General features: G+C 65.6%; 19 protein-coding genes and 3 tRNA genes. 5 read left to right on the top strand and 17 right to left on the bottom strand.

Annotated features, from left to right (window positions below; genetic code table 11):
• Positions 1-67: 67 nt before the first annotated feature.
• The 7 genes from EJE94_RS14175 to EJE94_RS14205 form a co-directional block, all read right to left on the bottom strand.
• Positions 68-1,333, bottom strand: a complete 1,266-nt coding sequence (locus EJE94_RS14175) for a 6-phosphofructokinase (RefSeq protein WP_121243134.1) — start codon at positions 1,331-1,333, stop codon at positions 68-70.
• 19 nt (positions 1,334-1,352) lie between these two features.
• Positions 1,353-2,006 carry an adenylate kinase gene (gene adk, locus EJE94_RS14180; RefSeq protein ID WP_121243135.1) on the bottom strand — a complete coding sequence of 218 codons (654 nt, stop codon included), beginning with the start codon at positions 2,004-2,006 and terminating at the stop codon, positions 1,353-1,355.
• Between the two features lie 116 nt (positions 2,007-2,122).
• Positions 2,123-2,890, bottom strand: a complete 768-nt coding sequence (gene kdsB / locus EJE94_RS14185) for a 3-deoxy-manno-octulosonate cytidylyltransferase (protein ID WP_121243136.1) — start codon at positions 2,888-2,890, stop codon at positions 2,123-2,125.
• A gap of 7 nt (positions 2,891-2,897) precedes the next feature.
• Entirely contained in the window at positions 2,898-3,074 is a 177-nt protein-coding gene (locus tag EJE94_RS14190; protein ID WP_121243137.1) for a Trm112 family protein, read from the bottom strand.
• Positions 3,055-4,041 (bottom strand): tetraacyldisaccharide 4'-kinase, encoded by a 987-nt coding sequence (lpxK, locus tag EJE94_RS14195; protein ID WP_243642628.1) that lies wholly within the window; start codon positions 4,039-4,041, stop codon positions 3,055-3,057. The genes EJE94_RS14190 and lpxK overlap by 20 nt, the downstream gene beginning before the upstream one ends.
• 33 nt (positions 4,042-4,074) lie before the next feature.
• Positions 4,075-4,497 carry an ExbD/TolR family protein gene (locus EJE94_RS14200; protein ID WP_121243139.1) on the bottom strand — a complete coding sequence of 141 codons (423 nt, stop codon included), beginning with the start codon at positions 4,495-4,497 and terminating at the stop codon, positions 4,075-4,077.
• Entirely contained in the window at positions 4,494-5,099 is a 606-nt protein-coding gene (locus EJE94_RS14205) for a MotA/TolQ/ExbB proton channel family protein (protein WP_121243140.1), read from the bottom strand. The genes EJE94_RS14200 and EJE94_RS14205 overlap by 4 nt, the downstream gene beginning before the upstream one ends.
• Before the next feature lie 299 nt (positions 5,100-5,398).
• Here EJE94_RS14205 and xseA point away from each other — a divergent pair, with 299 nt between their 5' ends.
• The 5 genes from xseA (at position 5,399) to EJE94_RS14995 (ending at position 10,256) form a co-directional block, all read left to right on the top strand.
• Entirely contained in the window at positions 5,399-6,715 is a 1,317-nt protein-coding gene (gene xseA, locus EJE94_RS14210) for an exodeoxyribonuclease VII large subunit (protein ID WP_121243141.1), read from the top strand.
• A 48-nt stretch (positions 6,716-6,763) separates the two neighbouring features.
• The gene (locus EJE94_RS14215; protein ID WP_121243142.1) at positions 6,764-7,348 is read left to right on the top strand and encodes a superoxide dismutase; all 585 of its coding nucleotides are present in this window, start codon (positions 6,764-6,766) and stop codon (positions 7,346-7,348) included.
• Positions 7,349-7,467: 119 nt separating this feature from the next.
• Positions 7,468-8,583, top strand: coding sequence for a YeeE/YedE family protein (locus EJE94_RS14220; RefSeq protein WP_121243143.1), 1,116 nt, complete (start codon positions 7,468-7,470; stop codon positions 8,581-8,583).
• A 5-nt stretch (positions 8,584-8,588) separates the two neighbouring features.
• A complete protein-coding gene (locus EJE94_RS14225; RefSeq protein WP_121243206.1) occupies positions 8,589-8,831 on the top strand; it encodes a sulfurtransferase TusA family protein in 243 nt (80 codons plus the stop codon).
• Between the two features lie 18 nt (positions 8,832-8,849).
• The gene (locus EJE94_RS14995) at positions 8,850-10,256 is read left to right on the top strand and encodes a diguanylate cyclase domain-containing protein (protein ID WP_121243144.1); all 1,407 of its coding nucleotides are present in this window, start codon (positions 8,850-8,852) and stop codon (positions 10,254-10,256) included.
• A 4-nt stretch (positions 10,257-10,260) separates the two neighbouring features.
• Here EJE94_RS14995 and EJE94_RS14235 read toward each other — a convergent pair whose 3' ends face one another.
• The 10 genes from EJE94_RS14235 to phbB all read right to left on the bottom strand — a co-directional run bounded on the left by EJE94_RS14235 (position 10,261) and on the right by phbB (position 16,862).
• Positions 10,261-10,707, bottom strand: a complete 447-nt coding sequence (locus EJE94_RS14235; RefSeq protein ID WP_121243145.1) for a DUF192 domain-containing protein — start codon at positions 10,705-10,707, stop codon at positions 10,261-10,263.
• Between the two features lie 53 nt (positions 10,708-10,760).
• Positions 10,761-10,837: transfer RNA gene (locus tag EJE94_RS14240), tRNA-Asp, on the bottom strand.
• A gap of 14 nt (positions 10,838-10,851) precedes the next feature.
• Positions 10,852-10,927 (bottom strand) — tRNA-Glu (locus EJE94_RS14245).
• An 8-nt stretch (positions 10,928-10,935) separates the two neighbouring features.
• Positions 10,936-11,011: transfer RNA gene (locus EJE94_RS14250), tRNA-Ala, on the bottom strand.
• A 61-nt stretch (positions 11,012-11,072) separates the two neighbouring features.
• Positions 11,073-12,470, bottom strand: coding sequence for an FAD-binding oxidoreductase (locus EJE94_RS14255; RefSeq protein WP_121243146.1), 1,398 nt, complete (start codon positions 12,468-12,470; stop codon positions 11,073-11,075).
• The gene (rssA, locus tag EJE94_RS14260) at positions 12,454-13,323 is read right to left on the bottom strand and encodes a patatin-like phospholipase RssA (protein WP_121243147.1); all 870 of its coding nucleotides are present in this window, start codon (positions 13,321-13,323) and stop codon (positions 12,454-12,456) included. The genes EJE94_RS14255 and rssA overlap by 17 nt, the downstream gene beginning before the upstream one ends.
• The gene (rimO, locus tag EJE94_RS14265) at positions 13,320-14,654 is read right to left on the bottom strand and encodes a 30S ribosomal protein S12 methylthiotransferase RimO (protein WP_121243148.1); all 1,335 of its coding nucleotides are present in this window, start codon (positions 14,652-14,654) and stop codon (positions 13,320-13,322) included. The genes rssA and rimO overlap by 4 nt, the downstream gene beginning before the upstream one ends.
• Before the next feature lie 3 nt (positions 14,655-14,657).
• Entirely contained in the window at positions 14,658-15,230 is a 573-nt protein-coding gene (phaR, locus tag EJE94_RS14270; protein WP_121243149.1) for a polyhydroxyalkanoate synthesis repressor PhaR, read from the bottom strand.
• Positions 15,231-15,326: 96 nt separating this feature from the next.
• Positions 15,327-16,070 (bottom strand): beta-ketoacyl-ACP reductase, encoded by a 744-nt coding sequence (locus EJE94_RS14275; protein ID WP_121243150.1) that lies wholly within the window; start codon positions 16,068-16,070, stop codon positions 15,327-15,329.
• A gap of 42 nt (positions 16,071-16,112) precedes the next feature.
• Positions 16,113-16,862: an acetoacetyl-CoA reductase gene (phbB, locus tag EJE94_RS14280; protein WP_121243151.1), complete on the bottom strand. Its 750-nt coding sequence runs from the start codon at positions 16,860-16,862 to the stop codon at positions 16,113-16,115.
• Between the last annotated feature and the right edge of the window lie 32 nt (positions 16,863-16,894).

Here is a 16,894-nt window from a genome sequence, read left to right on the forward strand (position 1 = left end):
TTTTTCTACTATCGGCGTATCGCCGGAGCCGACTTTTCCCCTCGACTCCAGGCGCACGCTCTGGTGCTTACAGATCGAACTTGCTGAGTTTCTTCGGCACCGCGACGTTCTTCAACGTCACGTACTGCGGCAGTCCGTCCTTGTAGGACGGATAGTCTTCGCCCTTCATCAGCGGCGCCAGGTACTGGCGGCACTTCTCGGTGATACCGAAGCCGTCGGCCGTGATGAAGTTCTTGGGCATCATCTTCTCGACGTTGGCGACCTTGGACAGCGGCGCCATGCCGACCTTCCACTTGTAGGGCGCGTTGGAAACGCGCTCGACGGTCGGCATCACCGAGTTGTGGCCCTTGAGGGCGAATTCGACGGCGGCCTTGCCCATGGCGTAAGCCTGATCCACGTCGCTCTTGGAAGCGATGTGGCGCGCGGCACGTTGCAGGTAATCGGCGACGCCCCAGTGGAACTTGTAACCGAGGGCATCCTTGACCATGTTGGCGACCACCGGCGCGGCACCGCCCAGTTGAGCGTGGCCGAAAGCGTCGCGGGTACCCTGCTCGGCGAGGAACTTGCCGTCCGGGTAGTGGCAGCCTTCAGACACGACCACGGTGCAGTAGCCGAACTTCTTCACCAGGCCATTGACCTTGGCGAGGAATTTCTTCTGGTCGAACAGCACCTCGGGGAACAGCACCACGATGGGCAGTTCGCAGTCCTTGGTCGAGGCCATGGCGCCGGCGGCGGCGATCCAGCCGGCGTGGCGACCCATCACCTCGAGCACGAAGACCTTGGTCGAGGTCGCGCACATCGAACGCACGTCGAAGGTCGCTTCGAGCGTCGATACCGCGATGTACTTGGCCACCGAACCGAAGCCCGGGCAGTTGTCGGTGATCGGCAGGTCGTTGTCGACCGTCTTCGGCACGTGGATGGCCTGCACCGGGTAGCCCAGGGTCTCGGACAGCTGCGACACCTTGTAGCAGGTGTCGGCCGAGTCGCCGCCGCCGTTGTAGAAGAAGTAGCCGATGTTGTGGGCCTTGAACACCTCGATCAGGCGCTCGTACTCGCGCTTGTTGGCTTCGAGGCTCTTCAGCTTGAAGCGGCAGGAGCCGAAGGCACCCGACGGCGTGGTGCGCAGGCCGGCGACGGCCTTGGTGGATTCCTTGCTGGTGTCGATCAGATCTTCGGTCAGCGCGCCGATGATGCCGTTGCGGCCGGCGTAGACCTTGCCGATCTTGTCCTTGTGCTTGCGCGCTGTCTCGATCACGCCACAGGCCGAGGCGTTGATCACGGCGGTGACGCCGCCCGATTGCGCGTAGAACGCGTTCATTTTCTTGGCTGCCATTCGTGCAGTCTCTCCCTGTTTACTTCAGCGCGTCGAAGGCGCGGTCGCGAATCGCATCGACCTTGCCCATGCCATCGATCTTGCGGTACTTGGGCGCACCGGCGGCCCCGCTCTCGGCCCACTTGCCGTAATAGCCGACCAGCGCCTTGGTCTGCTGGTGATAGACCTCGAGGCGCTTGAGCACGGTTTCTTCCGCATCGTCGGCACGCTGGATCAGGTCTTCGCCGGTCTCGTCGTCCTTGCCTTCGACTTTCGGCGGATTGAACTTGACGTGGTAGGTGCGGCCCGAGGCCACATGGACGCGACGGCCGCTCATGCGGGTCACGATCTCGCTGTCCGGCACGTCGATCTCGAGCACGAAGTCGATCGCCACGCCGGCGTCCTTCATCGCTTCCGCCTGCGGGATGGTGCGGGGGAAGCCGTCGAACATGTAGCCGTTCTTGCAGTCGGCTTCCTTGAGTCGATCCTTGACCAGGCCGATGATGATGTCGTCTCGGACCAAGCCGCCCGCATCCATGATCTTCTTGGCTTCGATGCCCAGCGGTGTGCCGGCCTTGACCGCGGCGCGCAGCATGTCGCCGGTCGAGATCTGGGGAACGCCGAATTTTTCCTTGATGAAATTGGCCTGGGTGCCTTTGCCGGCGCCGGGGGGGCCCAACAGAATCAAACGCATGAAGATCTCCTTTGGTATGTCATGGTGTCGAGCTGGATTTATCGGTTTTCACTAATATTGACACTATTGATTGTACGGCTTGTTCGATTTTATCTATCGCCTGATAGCCGGCCTGATTAGTGCAGTGCAGCAAACGCCGCTCTCACGCGTTCCAGATCCTCGGCCGTATCGACCCCCGGCGCCGGAGCATAAACGCAATCAATGACGCGAATGTGAAAGCCGTGCCACATCGCGCGCAGTTGCTCGAGCGACTCGAACCGCTCGAGCGGAGCCGGCGCCAGTTGGCCGTAGCGGCGCAGGAACGAGACGCGATAGGCATACAGGCCGATATGGCGGCGCGCGCCCAACCCACCGGGCAAGGTCGCGCGGTCGCTCGCGAAAGCATCGCGCGGCCAGGGAATCGGTGCCCGCGAAAAATAGAGCGCGCGGCCGGCAACGTCCGTGACCACCTTGACCGTGTTGGAATTCATGAATTCGCCGGCATCGGCGATGGCGTGCGCCGCTGTCGCGATCGCGGCCTGCGGATCGGCCGCCAGCGCCTGCGCCACGCCAGCGACCAGCGCCGGATCGAGCAGCGGCTCGTCGCCCTGGACATTCACCACGATATCGTCGTCGAGCCAGCCGAAAGCTTCGGCCACCTCGGCGATGCGATCCGTACCGCTGGCATGATCGGCCCGGGTCATCGCGACGCGATGGCCGTGGGCGACGACCGCATCGGCCACGCGCTGGTCGTCGGTGGCGACCCAGACTTCGCAGGCGCCGCTCTTCAACGCGGCCTCGACCACGCGCACCACCATGGGCTTGCCGCCGATGTCCGCCAGCGGCTTGCCCGGCAGGCGCGTCGACGCGTAGCGGGCGGGAATGACGACGCGGAAGGCTGTCAACGGGCGGTCACTCTTCGGTGGCCGCGAGTTGCCGCGCCTCTTCCTCGAGCATGATCGGAATGTCGTCCTTGATGGCGTAGGCGAGACGGCAGGGCTTGCAGACCAGTTCCGCCTTGTCCTTGCGATAGTCGAGGGGCCCCTTGCAGACCGGGCAGACGAGGATTTCAAGCAGGCGGGCGTCCATCGATTCTCTCCACGACAAATTGTGCAAGGTCCGGCTCAAGGCGGGCAGCGACCGGCAACACCCAGACGGGCAACGCCAGATCCGGTGGAAATTTTACTGCATCCTTCTCGGTCGTCACGATCGCATCGCCCTCGCGCGGAAAATCGGCGCCGGCGTAACGGTGATGATCGGGAAATGCATGCGTTTCGCATGACAGGCCGAGCTCCTCGAGGTGCGCGAAGAAGCGCGCCGGATCGCCGATGCCGGCCAGCGCATGCAGCCGCTTGCCGGCCAGTTCGGCGGCAGTGCAGGATTGCGCCCGACCGTCGAGGCGGTGGAAGCGCGCACCTTCGAGGTCCATGCGAAACACCGCCACGCCATGCGCAACCGCGGAGCAGCAGCCGTTGAGGACCAGCGCGTCGGCCTCGCGCAGCCGCGACACCGGCTCCCGCAGCGGTCCCGCCGGCAGCGGCCAGCCGTTCATGACACCGCGAGCATCGCAGACCACGAGTTCGATGTCGCGCGCGAGCCGGTAGTGCTGCAGACCGTCATCGGCGACGATCACGTCGCACTCCGGATGCGCCGCAAGCAGCGCAACGGCGGCGGCGACGCGGTCGCGGCCTACGACCACGGGGCAGCCGGCGCGACGATGGATCAGCAGGGGTTCGTCGCCGACTTCGGCCGCCGTGGCGCCAGCGCCGACTTCTCGCACGGCATCATCGTCGCGTCCATGACCCCGACTGACGACCCCCGGATGACGGCCTGCCGCCTGCAGCGCGCGCGCGAGCCAGATGGTCAGCGGCGTCTTGCCGGCGCCGCCGGCGGTGATGTTGCCGACTACGACCACGGGCACGGGCAGCGTCGTGGACTTCAGGAGACCGGCACGATAGAGCCGGCGTCGCACAGCGACGATCGCGAAGAACAGCAGGCCCACGGGCAACAGCAGCCATGCCAGCGGGCCGCGGCTACGCCAAGCGTCGGTCAGCACTGCGACAGACATGACGCCGGGGCGCGAGCCAGCCTATTTCTTCTGCGCCTGCTGGGTGGCAAAGGAGATGTGCGAGAGGCCGCCGAGCTGCGCCGCCTGCATCACGTCGATCACGCTCTGGTGCGTCGCCTTGGCATCGGCATTGATGATGACCACCGGCTCGCGCGCATCGCCTGCCGCGCGACGCAGCGCCGCGCTGATGCTGCCGACATCGCGCCCGCTCACCGGCGCCTTGTTGACCAGCACGTCGCCCGTGGCCGTGACGACGACATTGACCTCGTTGGGTTGTTCCTGTGCCTGCTGCGTATCGGCGGTGGGCAGATTGATCTCGAGGCCGGCGAACTTGGAATACGTCGTGGTGATCATGAGGAAGATCAGGATCACCAGCAGCACATCGATCATCGGGATCAGGTTGATCTCCGGCTCCTCGCGAGCACGGCCGCGCTGGAAATTCACGCCCGGTCTCCCTGCGCGAGCTCGACCAGCTTGATCGCCTGCTGCTCCATCTCGACGATGAAGCCGTCGACCCTCGCCCGGAAGTGGCGGTAGAAAATCATCGCCGGAATCGCGATCAGCAAACCGAAGCCGGTGTTGTAGAGAGCGACGGAGATGCCGTGGGCCAGCGCCTGCGGATTGTTGCCGGCTCCCGTCGCCGAACCGAAAATCTCGATCATGCCGACGACGGTGCCGAACAGCCCCATCAGCGGGCTGATCGAGGCGATGGTGCCGAGGCTGGTGAGGAAGCGCTCTAGATCGTGGGCCACACCGCGCCCGGCCTCCTCGATGGACTCCTTCATGATCTCGCGCGACCCCCTGGCGTTGCGCAGTCCGGCGGCGAAGACTCGCCCCAGCGGCGAATGCGTCTCGAGGCGACGAAAGGCCTCTTCACCCATGCTGCCGCGCTTTAGTTCGGTGGCGACCGTCTGCAGCAATCCGTCGGGCACCACCTTGGAGGGGCGCAGCGCGGCGGTACGCTCGATGATGAGGGCCACCGCGATCACGGACGCGACGAGCAGGAACCAGATGGGCCAACCGGCGGCCTGGATGATTGAAAACACGGCAACTCCTTGAGCATTGAAGGCGAGGTCTGGCCGGCACTTTAGTCCGTGCCAGCCACTTCGGCAAGCGCGAGAAGAGCCGGATAAGAACGCCTCTTCCCCGCGGAATCCCGCGCGGCATGCAAGGGCGAGTTATTCACAAAAACTGTGGAAAAGTCTGTGAGTCGTTCGTGAAAAACCTCGCGCAGTCGATGCAACTGCGCACCCGGAGAACAATTCGATCAAAGCGCAGACATATCAGCGAACGCTGAATTTCCATTTTCTGATGGGCGAGTCGACCGCACTTATAATCGTGCGCCATGCCGTCCGAAGTGATAACCGTCAGCGAGCTCAACCGTCGCGTGCGCGCCAGCATCGAGCGGGCCCTGCCGCTGAGCTGGATCGCCGGCGAGGTCTCCAACCTGACCCGCGCGGCCTCCGGCCACGTCTATTTCACCCTCAAGGATGCGAACGCCCAGGTGCGCTGCGTGATGTTCCGTTCGCGCGCCCAGCTGGTGCCATGGCGGCTCGAGAACGGCCAGCAGGTCGAGGCCAGCGCCCTGGCCAGCCTCTACGAGCCGCGCGGCGACTTCCAACTCAACGTCGAGGCGCTGCGCCGCGCCGGCCTCGGCAACCTCTACGAGGCCTTCCTGCGTCTACGCGACAAGCTGGCCAGCGAAGGCTTGTTCGACGACGACAGGAAGCGCGAATTGCCGCGCTACCCGCGGCGCATCGGCATCGTCACATCGACGCAGGCGGCTGCCCTGCGCGACGTCGTCGCCGCCTTCGCCCGCCGCGCCCCGCATGTCGAGCTCATCGTCTACCCGACACTGGTGCAGGGCACGGAGGCCCCAGCCGCCATCGTCGCCGCGCTGGAAGCCGCGACACGGCGGCGGGAATGCGAGCTGCTGCTGGTCGTTCGTGGCGGCGGCAGCCTCGAGGATCTCTGGGCCTTCAACGACGAGGCCGTCGCGCGTGCGATCGCCGTGTCGCCAGCGCCGACTATTTCCGGTGTCGGCCACGAGACCGACACCACCATCGCCGACTACGTCGCCGACCGCCGCGCCGCAACGCCCACGGCGGCCGCCGAACTCGCCAGCGCCGGCTGGTTCGCCGCCGCGGGGGAACTCGCCGCACTGGCCAGCGCGCTGAGCGACACCATGGAGGACCGCATCGAGGCGCTGATGCAGCGCCTCGACCTGATCCGCCATCGCCTGGTCCATCCGGCGCAGCGACTGGCTACGCTCGGTCAGCGCCTCGACCATCTCGCCGCGCGACTCTCCGCCGCCGGGCGCACCGGCAGCCACCGTCGAAGCAGCCGCCTGCAGGGTCTGCAATTGCGCCTGCGCCCGCCGCCGCTGGCCGAGCAACGGCGGCGACTCGAGCATCTGGGCAATCGCCTCGGCCGCGCCTTCGCCGCTGCACATGCGCTGCGCTCGACACAACTGGCCCGCCTGAATTCCGCCCTGGCCGCGCTCAACCCGCAGGCGACACTGGCGCGCGGCTTCGCCATCGTCCGCGACGAGGCGGGCGCCATCGTCCGCGACGCCGCCCGACTCGCACCCGCTGCCGGCATCAGGCTGCAGTTCGAGACCGGTTCAGCCGCAGCTATTGTCACAAAGACATTTCCCGACTAAAATGGTCGGGCATTCAAAATCAAACCAACCCAAGAACGGAGAACCCACATGGAACATACCCTGCCCGCCCTGCCCTACGCCATGGACGCCCTGGCGCCGCACATGTCGAAGGAAACCTTCGAGTACCACTACGCCAAGCACCATCAGGCCTACGTCACCAACCTCAACAACCTGATCAAGGGCACCGAGTACGAAGCCCTCGACCTCGAAGCCATCGTCAAGAAGGCCCCGGCCGGCGGCGTCTACAACAACGCCGCCCAGGTGTGGAACCACACCTTCTTCTGGAACTGCATGAAACCGAACGGCGGCGGCGCCCCGACCGGCGCGCTGGCCGACGCCATCAACAAGAAGTGGGGCTCGCTCGACGAGTTCAAGAAGGCCTTCCAGACCTCCGCCGTCGGCAACTTCGGCTCGGGCTGGACCTGGCTGGTGAAGAAGGCCGACGGCTCGGTCGACATCGTCAACATGGGCGCCGCCGGCACCCCGCTGACCACCGGCGATAAGGCGCTGCTCTGCGTCGATGTGTGGGAGCACGCCTACTACATCGACTACCGCAACCTGCGTCCCAAATTCGTCGAGACCTTCCTCGGCAATCTGGTGAACTGGGACTTCGCCGCGAAGAACTTCGCCTGAGCGTAAGACATACCCGAAAAGCCCGGTCGCAAGCCGGGCTTTTTTTCGCCCGCAAAAAGGCGGCGGCTGACGGATGCGGATATCCTGCGCCGGTCGGCCATGACGGAAGCCTGCCCTCGATGTTCGAACAACCCTACCTGCTGATCGTCGTCAGTTCGCTCGCCATCGGCCTCGTCGCCGGCTTCGTCATGCACCGTTCCGACTTCTGCGTGACCGCCTCGTTCCGCGACATGTTCCTGTTCCGCGACTTCTTCCTGATGCGGCAGATGGTGCTGCTGATCGCCGTCAGCATGGTGCTGTTCGAGTTCGGGCGACTCGTCGGCATCATCACGATTCACCCCTTTCCCTTGCTCGGCGCGCCGACCCTGGTCAATGCCATCGGCGGCTTCGTCTTCGGCATCGGCATGGTGCTCGCCGGCGGCTGCGTCTGCGGCAGCCTGTTCAAGTTCGGCGCCGGCAGCGCGGCGAGCCTGCTCGCGGTCGGCGGCATGATCGCCGGCTCGACCTTCTACGCCGAGATCCATCCGCAATGGGCGGCCTTCGCCAAAGCCACGGTGCTGGTCGACAAGAGGGTCACCCTGGCGCAATGGCTCGAACTGCCACCGACCATACTGCTGCTGCCGCTCGCCACTGCTCTCGGCTTCTGGCTGTGGCGCGAGTTTCGCGCCGGCCGCATGGTCCGCCCCGCCTTCGCCGCCAGCCATCTCGCGCCGTGGCGCGCCGCGGTGGTCCTGGCGCTGCTCGGCTTCGCCTCCTATGTGCTGGTCGGCATGCCGCTGGGCATCACCACCACGTACTCCAAGCTCGGCCTGGCGATCGAATCGCTGTTCGCCCCCGAGCATGTCGGAAGCCTCGCCTACGCTTCGACAATGCCGCTCAACTACACACCGCCCTTTACCGACCGCACCATCAGCGGCGGACCCGGCCCGCAACTCGACGCGATCGCCGCCCTCCAGTACCCGCTGATCCTCGGCATCGTCGGCGGCGCGCTGTTCTCGGCGCTGCACTTGGGCGAGTTCCGCCTGCAGTGGCGGCTGCCGCCACGCCAGTTCGCCTCGGCACTGGCCGGGGGCATCCTGCTTGGACTGGCGGCGCGCATGGCGCCCGCGTGCAACGTCTGGCACCTCTGGGGCGGCGTGCCCATCCTCGCCATGCAGAGCCTGCTCTTCGTCGCGGGTCTCGTCCCCGGCACCTGGGTCGGCGCTCGCCTGCTGACGCGCTTCGTGGTACGGTAATGCCCATGGCACAGACCATCGACCTCGACATCCGCGGCCAGATCTGCCCCTCCTGCCTGCTGCTCACCCTCAAGGAACTGAACCGCCACGCCGCGGCAATCCGCGGCGGCGGCACGGAAATCGTCGTCACCACCGACGACCGTCAGGCGACGGCGACCATTCCGTCGACCGCCGACCGGATGGGCTTCAGGACCGAGGTCAGCCGACTCGACGGCGGCTACCGCATTCGCATTTTCGGCACCGGCTAGGGGGAGCCGCGGCTAACGGTGTCCACGGCCCTCACGCAACAGGAAGCACTGCGCTACATCCGCGCCAAGATCGACCAGCTTCTCGGCGTCATGGGTACGCTGCCGCTGCGCCCCGAGGAGCTCGACGATGCGACCTTGCTCGAGATCGATCCCATCGGCATCATTGCCGATTCCTTCCACCAGGTCATCGCCCACCTCAACGAGACCAACCACAGGCTTTCGCTCGCCACCGGCGAAATCCGTACCATCCTCGACACCCTCGGTGCCGCGGTGGTAGTCCTCGACTCGAACGACCGCGTCGAGGACTGCAACCGCATCGCGATCGAATGGTTCTTCGGCGGCGCCGCCCGCGAGACGATCATCGGGCAGGCGGCGAACGATGTTTGCGCCTGTGCCGATGCCATCGCCGACATCCGCCAAATCGCGGACCGGAGCAGCCACAACGCCAACCTGCATGGTCGCGATGTCCAGATCGTTGCCTCGAAGATCTTCGACGAGAACGGTCGGCAGGCAAAAACGGTGATGCTGTTCACCGACATCACGGTGCAGAAGGAGACCGAGCGCAGCCTCAGGCTCTACTCCAAGATATTCAGACAGGTCGGCGAGGGCATCCTCATCACCGATGCCGAGACGCGCATCGTCGAAGTCAATGCCGCCGTCTCGGACATTCTCGGCTATAGCCGGGAGGAACTCATCGGCGCGATGCCGAGCAGCCTCAAGTCGGGCCTGCACGATCAGTCCTTCTTTGCGGAGTTGTGGCGGCAGCTGAATACGCACGGTCGATGGCGGGGCGAGATATTCGATCGCACCCGCGACGGTCGCGTCATCCCCCTGCTGCAGACGATCAGCGCGGTACGCGATGGCGATGGCCGCATCAGCCATTACATCGCCGTCATGGCGGACATCTCCACCATCAAGGAAAGGCAGGCGCGGCTGGATTTCCTCGCCCACCACGACGTCCTAACCGAGCTGCCGAACCGCCTGCTGTTCGGTGACCGGCTGGATCACGCGATCGACCGGGTCCGTCGCGACGGTGACGCGCTCGCGCTGTTGTTCATCGACCTCGACCGCTTCAAGAACATCAACGACACGCTCGGCCACCACGTCGGTGACCAGTTGCTGATCCAGGCATCGAAACGGCTGAAAGGACTGGTGCGGCGCGCCGACACGGTCGCCCGCCTCGGCGGCGACGAGTTCGTCGTGCTGATGGAAAATGGCGCCAGCCGCGATGCCGCCGACAGCCTCGCCAGCAAGATCATCGCTGCGTTCAAGCAGCCGTTCCTCGTTGGCGGCAACGATGTCCACATTGGCTGCAGCATCGGTATCGCCATCCATCCCGCGGACGGCACCGATGCCATCACGCTGCTCGCAAACGCCGACGCCGCGATGTACCGCGCCAAGGACGTGGGACGCGACAGCCGCTAACTAGCTAGCGCGGTGCGGGGGCGCGGTCGATGCCGCCGAGTGCCGTTCCCGGCCCGAGGTTGCGGCTCCTGAACCAGCCGCTATTCATTTCAAGGGCAAAGCGCGCAGGCCGCAAGGCGCAGTGGTTGTCCTCGGAATGCGGCTGCATGTCCGCGACATTGATGATGCGTCCGCCGTCATCGAGAAATGCGACGGAGAGCGGGATGTAGGTGTTCTTCATCCACATGCAATGGGTGCGCGCCTCGTCGAAGACGAACAGCATGCCGCGCTGCGGCGGCATGGTGCGGCGATGCATCAGGCCGGTCATGCGCGTCTCCTGCGTATAGGCGACTTCGGCCTCGACGCGATGGATGCCGGCAGTCAGCTCTATCAGCGGCAGCGCCTCGGCGCGGACACCAGCGGCCACGGCCAGTCCGAGCAGAAGCGGAGCAAGGAATCCCAGAAAGGACATGCGAACCCCCGCAAGAAAAAAGGCGTTCCCGCGGGAACGCCTTTCGTGATGGTTGGCGGAGTGGACGGGACTCGAACCCGCGACCCCCGGCGTGACAGGCCGGTATTCTAACCAACTGAACTACCACTCCGCACTCTTGAAACTTGGCGTCCCCACGGGGATTCGAACCCCGGTTCATACCGTGAAAGGGTATTGTCCTAGGCCTCTAGACGATAGGGACAAAATCTTTGGTGGAGGTACGCGGGATCGAACCGCGGACCTCTTGCATGCCATGCAAGCGCTCTCCCAGCTGAGCTATACCCCCACAAGAGAGCGCGCATTATACGGAGGCCCCGCCAGGCTGTAAAGCGATTTGCCAGACTTTTTTAGAGCACCTTGCCGGGGTTCATCAGGCCGCGCGGATCGAGCGCCTGCTTGATGGCGCGCATCATTTCCATCTCGGTCGCGCTCTTGTAGCGCAGGATTTCCGTGCGCTTGAGCTGACCAAGCCCGTGCTCGGCAGAGATCGAGCCGCCGAGTTCATGCACCAGGTCATGCACCAGCCGATTGACGGCATCGGTCTGTGCGATGAAGGCGACGTTGTCCTGTGCCGCCGGCTTCGACTGGTTGTAATGGAGGTTGCCGTCGCCGACATGGCCGAAGCAGACGATGCGCACGTGGGGGAAGGCGGCTTCGAGCGCCGCGTCGGCGCGCGCGATGAACTCGGCGATGCGCGACACCGGCAGGGAGATGTCGTGCTTGATCGAGACGCCCTCGATCTTCTGCGCTTCGGAGATGTTCTCGCGCAGCGCCCACAGCGCCCTCACCTGCGCATCGCTCTGCGCGACCACCGCGTCGCTCACTGCGCCGTCCTCCATCGCGGCCGCCAACACGACTTCGAGCGGCGCCGCCAGATCGAAGTCCATGGTGTCGGAGAGTTCGATCAGCACCTGCCAAGGCGGCCGGCCGGCCAGCGGATCGCGACTGCCCGGAACGTTCTTGAGCACCAGATCGAGCGCGGGGCGGGCCACCAGTTCGAAGGCGGTGACGCGGCCGCCGATGTGTTCGCGCAATCGCGTCAGCAGCGCCACGGCGGCGGCGGGATCGGCCACCGCCGCCCAGGCCGTCGCCGTCTGACGCGGCCGCGAGAAGAGCTTGAGCACCGCCGCGGTGATCAGGCCCAGCGTGCCTTCGGCGCCGATGAACAGGTGCTTCATGTCGTAGCCGGTGTTGTCCTTGCGCAGGCCGCGCAAGCCATCCCAGACCTGGCCGTCGGGCAGCACCACCTCGAGGCCGAGGCACAGTTCGCGCGCATTGCCGTAGCGCAGAACCTGCACGCCGCCGGCATTGGTGGACAGATTGCCGCCAATGGTCGCAGTGCCCTCGGCGGCCAGCGACAGCGGGAACAGGCGGCCGGCGCTTGCTGCCGCTTCGTGCACCGCCGCCAGGGTGCAGCCGGCCTCGACGGTCAGGGTGTTGTTGGCGCTGTCGATGGCACGGATGCGGTTGAGGCGGACCAGGCTCACCACCACCTCGCCCTGCGTCGGCGTCGCGCCGCCGCACAGCCCCGTGTTGCCGCCCTGCGGCACGACGGCGACGCCCGCAGCGGCACAGGCTTTGACCACCGCCGCCACTTCGGCCGTGCTGCCCGGACGCACGACGCACAGCGCGCTGCCGACGTAGCGGCCGCGCCAGTCCGTGCAGTAAGGCGCCGTATCGGCCGCAGCGCTCAGGACATGCGGCGCGCCGACGATGGCGGCGAGGGCTTCAGGCAGAGAGGGCATATTCGATCGCGGGCATCATGCGGGCAACGGTCGCGCGGCCTTCGGCGATGGCCTCGGCCGCGCGATGGTAGTCCATCAGGGCGAGCTGTGCCAGGCGCGGCGCCAGCAGGACGTCGGCCGGTTCCCCCGCCAGGCGGCTGCGGGCGATGCGCGTCTGCATGATGTGAATGCTGGTGGCGAGGACACTGCCGAGCGGCGGCAGGTCGCCCTGGCGCCCGAGGCCGAGGGTGGTCAGCAGTCGCTGCGTCCACCCCGCGGCACTTCCCTGCTCGCGCCCGCCGCTCGCCGTGCGCAACGCCTTGCCGACCATGTCCGAGCCGAGGTCGACGGCGATCACCACGTCGGCGCCGAGCGCCCGCGCCAGCGATACCGGCACCGGATTCACCAAGCCGCCGTCGACCAGCAGGCGGCCATCACGCGCCACCGGCGCGAACAGGCCGGGCAGCGCAATCGAGGCGCGCACGGCGGCGGCGACGGATCCCTCGCGCAGCCAGATCTCGCGCCCGGACTCGAGGTCGGTGGCGACGCAGGCGAAGGGCAGCGGCAGGGCCTGCAGGTCGACATCGACGAAGTGGCTTTCGAAGAAGGCCATCAGCTTCTCGCCCTTGATCAGGCCGCCGTTGAGGCCGACGTCCATGAGACCGAGGACGTCCTGCCAGCTCAAGGTCGTGACCCAGTTTTCCAGCTTGTCGAGGTCGCCGTCGGCATAGGCCGCGCCGACGAAGGCGCCGATGGAACAGCCGCAGACGATGTCGGGGCGGATGCCCGCTTCCTCCAGCGCACGGATGATGCCGATGTGGGCCCAGCCGCGCGCCGAGCCGCTGCCGAGCACCAGGCCCAGCCTGGGTTTCATGCCGGGGTCGGGTTGAGTGCGGCGTACAGGTCGTGCACGTCGCAATCGGTGACAGTCACCTCGGCGAATTCGCCGATTTCCAGGTCCTCGCCGTCCGTGATGTAGACGAGGCCGTCGATTTCCGGCGCGTCGCCCATGGACCGCGCGACGGCGCCGTCTTCTTCGATGTCATCGACGATCACCGTGATGCGCCGGCCGATTTTCGCCTCGAGCCGGCGCGTGCTGATGTCTTCCTGGTGCTGCATCAGGCGCATGCGCCGTTCCTCGCGCACGGCCTCGGGCAAGGCACCGGGCAGGTCGTTGGCGCTGGCGCCCTCGACCGGCGAATAGGCAAAGCAGCCGACGCGATCGAGTTCGGCCTCATCGAGAAAGTCCAGCAGCTCGTTGAACTCGGCCTCGGTCTCGCCCGGGAAACCCGCGATGAAGGTGGAGCGGATGGTGAGGTCGGGCACGGCACGGCGCCAGGCTTTGATGCGGTCGAGAACGCGCTCGACGTCGCCCGGCCGCTTCATCAGTTTGAGGATGCGCGGGCTGGCGTGCTGGAAGGGCACGTCGAGGTAGGGAAGGATCCTGCCCTCGGCCATCAGCGGCATCAGGTCGTCGACGCTGGGGTAGGGATAGACATAGTGCAGCCGCACCCACAGGCCGAGTTCGCCCAGTGCCTTGCACAGGTCGTAGAGCTTGGTCTTCACGGGCTTGCCGCCGTGGAAGCCGGTGCGGTACTTGACGTCGACGCCGTAGGCGCTGGTGTCCTGCGAGATCACGAGCACTTCCTTCACGCCCGCCTTTGCCAATATCTCGGCCTCGCGCAGCACCTCGCCGATCGGGCGCGACACCAGGTCGCCGCGCAGCGCGGGGATGATGCAGAAGGTGCAGCGGTGGTTGCACCCCTCGGAAATCTTCAGGTAGGCATAGTGCGCCGGGGTGAGGCGGATGCCCTCGGGCGGCACCAGGTCAACGAAGGGATCGTGCAGCGGCGACAGATGCGCATGCACCGCCTCCATCACCTCCTGCGTCGCGTGCGGGCCGGTGACGGCGAGAACCTTGGGATGCGTGGTGCGGACGATGTCGCCCTTGGCGCCGAGGCAGCCGGTGACGATGACCTTGCCGTTCTCGGCGAGCGCCTCGCCGATGGCGTCGAGCGATTCCTCGACCGCCGCGTCGATGAAACCGCAGGTGTTGATGACGACCAGATCGGCACCGGCGTAGCTGCCGGAGATGTCATAGCCCTCGGCGCGCAGGCGCGTCAGGATCTGCTCGGAATCGGCGCTGGCCTTGGGGCAGCCGAGGGAAACGAAGCCGACCGATGGCGGCTTTTTCTTCCGCGCCACCGGCTATTTCTTGTCGCCCGCCTTCTCGGCGGTCTTGTCGGGCGGGAAGCCGGGGAATGGGAAACCGCCCATAAGCTTGCGGGTCTGCTCCTGCATGTTTTCCTGCATCTGCTGGAACACCTTGGCGCTCTGCTCGACGTAGGTTCCCATCACGCCCTGCATGGCCGGCCCCTGGAAGTTGAGGAATTGCGTCCACACCTCCTGGTTCTTGCCGGTGTTGTCGCCGTAGAGGGCCTTGGCCTGGTCCTGCAGCTTGTGCTGGATGTCGGTGAAGGCCCTGAGGTTGTTCTCGAGGTACTTGCCCATCATGCCCTGCATGGCATTGCCGTAGAAACGGATCATCTGGGCGAGGATGTCGGAGGTGAACATCGGCGCGCCCGCGCTCTCCTCCTCGAGGATGATTTGCAGCAGGATGCTGCGCGTCAGATCCTCTCCACTCTTGGCGTCGAGGACCTGGAACTCCTCGTGGTGCAGCACGAGTTCCTTGACGTCGGCGAGCGTGATGTAGGTGCTGGTCCGCGTGTCGTAAAGACGGCGGTTCGGATATTTCTTGATGAGACGAAGTTGCTCGGCCATGGCTGCCTCCCTTCTGCCGTCATTGCGGCAGTGCATCAATTATAAAACAAAACCCCCGCCGTAGCGGGGGCTTGCCCTGGAAGCGCCGCGGAGGACTTACTGCAGGTAGAGGCCGCCGTTGATGTTGAGCGTCGCGCCGGTCATGTAGCCGGCGAGATCGGAGGCCAGGTAGGAGCACAGTGCGCCCATCTCTTCCGGCTTGGCCAGGCGCTTCATCGGGATGGTGTCGACGATGCTCTTGAGGATGTCCTCGCGGATCGCCATCACCATCTTGGTGGCGACGTAGCCGGGGGCGATGGCATTGACCGTCACGCCCTTGGTGGCGAGTTCCTGCGCCAGCGCCTTGGTGAAGCCGATGACGCCGGCCTTGGCGGCCGAATAGTTGCTTTGTCCGGCCTGGCCCTTGACGCCGTTGACCGAGGAGATGTTGATGATGCGGCCCCAGCCGCGCTCGGCCATCTTGGCGGAAACCTGCTTGGTCATGTTGAACAGACTGGTGAGGTTGGTGGAGATCACCGCATCCCACTGGTCCTTGTCCATCTTGGCGAACATGCGGTCGCGGGTGATGCCGGCGTTATTGACCAGGATGTCGATGGGGCCGGCATTGGCCTCGGCCTCGGCCGCCATCTTCTGGCAGTCCTCGAGCGAGGAGACGTCGCCGGCGACGCAGACCAAGCCCTTGAAGCCGGCGGCTTCCATTTCCTTCAGCCACTCGTCCTTGTTGTCGAACTGCGGGTGGTAGGCGGCGACGACCTTGTAGCCATCCTTGGCGTAGGCCTGGCAGATGGCGGTGCCAAGACCGCCCATGGCACCGGTGACGAAAGCGACGCGTTGAGTCATTTTGTACTCCCTCTTAACGTTGAGAAGCGAAATGCGACCCGCTCAATACATGTGCTGGCCGCCGTTGATCGAAATGTTGGCGCCGGTGACGAAGGCCGCCTCCTCCGAGGCGAGATAGGCCACCAGTCCCGCCACCTCCTCGGGCTTGCCCAGCCGCGACATCGGGATCAGCGGCAGGATCTTGCCCTCGAGCACGTCCTGCGGAATCGCCATCACCATGCGCGTGCCGATGTAGCCCGGCGAGATGGTGTTGACGGTGACGCCCTTCTTGGCGACCTCGAGCGCGAGCGCCTTGGTGAAGCCATGCATGCCGGCCTTGGCCGCCGAGTAGTTGGTCTGGCCGAAGGCGCCCTTCTGGCCGTTGACCGAGGAGATGTTGATGACGCGGCCCCAGGCGCGCTCGACCATGCCATCCATCACCTGCTTGGTCATGTTGAACACCGAGTCGAGGTTGGTGTGGATCACCGCATCCCAGTCGGACTTGGTCATCCTCTTGAACGTCATGTCGCGCGTGATGCCGGCGTTGTTCACCAGCACGTCGACCGGGCCGAGATCCTGGGTAATGTCGGCGACGCACTGCTTCGCGGAATCGAAGTCGGTGACGTCGCAGGGATAGGCCTTGAAGCCGTAGCCCATGTCGTTCATCTTGCGCAGCCAGTCCTGCGCCTTGTTGTTGCTGGGGCTGTAGGTGGTCACCACCTTGTCGCCGAGCGCCGCGAGCTTGATGCAGATCGCCTCGCCGAGCCCCCCCATGCCGCCCGTCACCAGTGCCACCCGTTGCGTCGCGCTCATCGTCTCTCTCCTCTCCGAGTGGGGATCAGTCG

This window comes from Sulfurisoma sediminicola, assembly GCF_003865015.1.
Lineage (GTDB): Bacteria > Pseudomonadota > Gammaproteobacteria > Burkholderiales > Rhodocyclaceae > Sulfurisoma > Sulfurisoma sediminicola.

Coding starts and splice junctions, on each gene's coding strand:
- EJE94_RS14255 (WP_121243146.1), bottom strand. CDS start 12,470: ATGCCCTCTCTGCCTGAAGCCCTCGCCGCCATCGTCGGCGCGCCGCAT.
- EJE94_RS14190 (WP_121243137.1), bottom strand. CDS start 3,074: ATGGACGCCCGCCTGCTTGAAATCCTCGTCTGCCCGGTCTGCAAGGGG.
- EJE94_RS14225 (WP_121243206.1), top strand. CDS start 8,589: ATGGCACAGACCATCGACCTCGACATCCGCGGCCAGATCTGCCCCTCC.
- EJE94_RS14215 (WP_121243142.1), top strand. CDS start 6,764: ATGGAACATACCCTGCCCGCCCTGCCCTACGCCATGGACGCCCTGGCG.
- EJE94_RS14235 (WP_121243145.1), bottom strand. CDS start 10,707: ATGTCCTTTCTGGGATTCCTTGCTCCGCTTCTGCTCGGACTGGCCGTG.
- phaR (WP_121243149.1), bottom strand. CDS start 15,230: ATGGCCGAGCAACTTCGTCTCATCAAGAAATATCCGAACCGCCGTCTT.
- EJE94_RS14175 (WP_121243134.1), bottom strand. CDS start 1,333: ATGGCAGCCAAGAAAATGAACGCGTTCTACGCGCAATCGGGCGGCGTC.
- adk (WP_121243135.1), bottom strand. CDS start 2,006: ATGCGTTTGATTCTGTTGGGCCCCCCCGGCGCCGGCAAAGGCACCCAG.
- rssA (WP_121243147.1), bottom strand. CDS start 13,323: ATGAAACCCAGGCTGGGCCTGGTGCTCGGCAGCGGCTCGGCGCGCGGC.
- phbB (WP_121243151.1), bottom strand. CDS start 16,862: ATGAGCGCGACGCAACGGGTGGCACTGGTGACGGGCGGCATGGGGGGG.
- EJE94_RS14220 (WP_121243143.1), top strand. CDS start 7,468: ATGTTCGAACAACCCTACCTGCTGATCGTCGTCAGTTCGCTCGCCATC.
- xseA (WP_121243141.1), top strand. CDS start 5,399: ATGCCGTCCGAAGTGATAACCGTCAGCGAGCTCAACCGTCGCGTGCGC.
- EJE94_RS14275 (WP_121243150.1), bottom strand. CDS start 16,070: ATGACTCAACGCGTCGCTTTCGTCACCGGTGCCATGGGCGGTCTTGGC.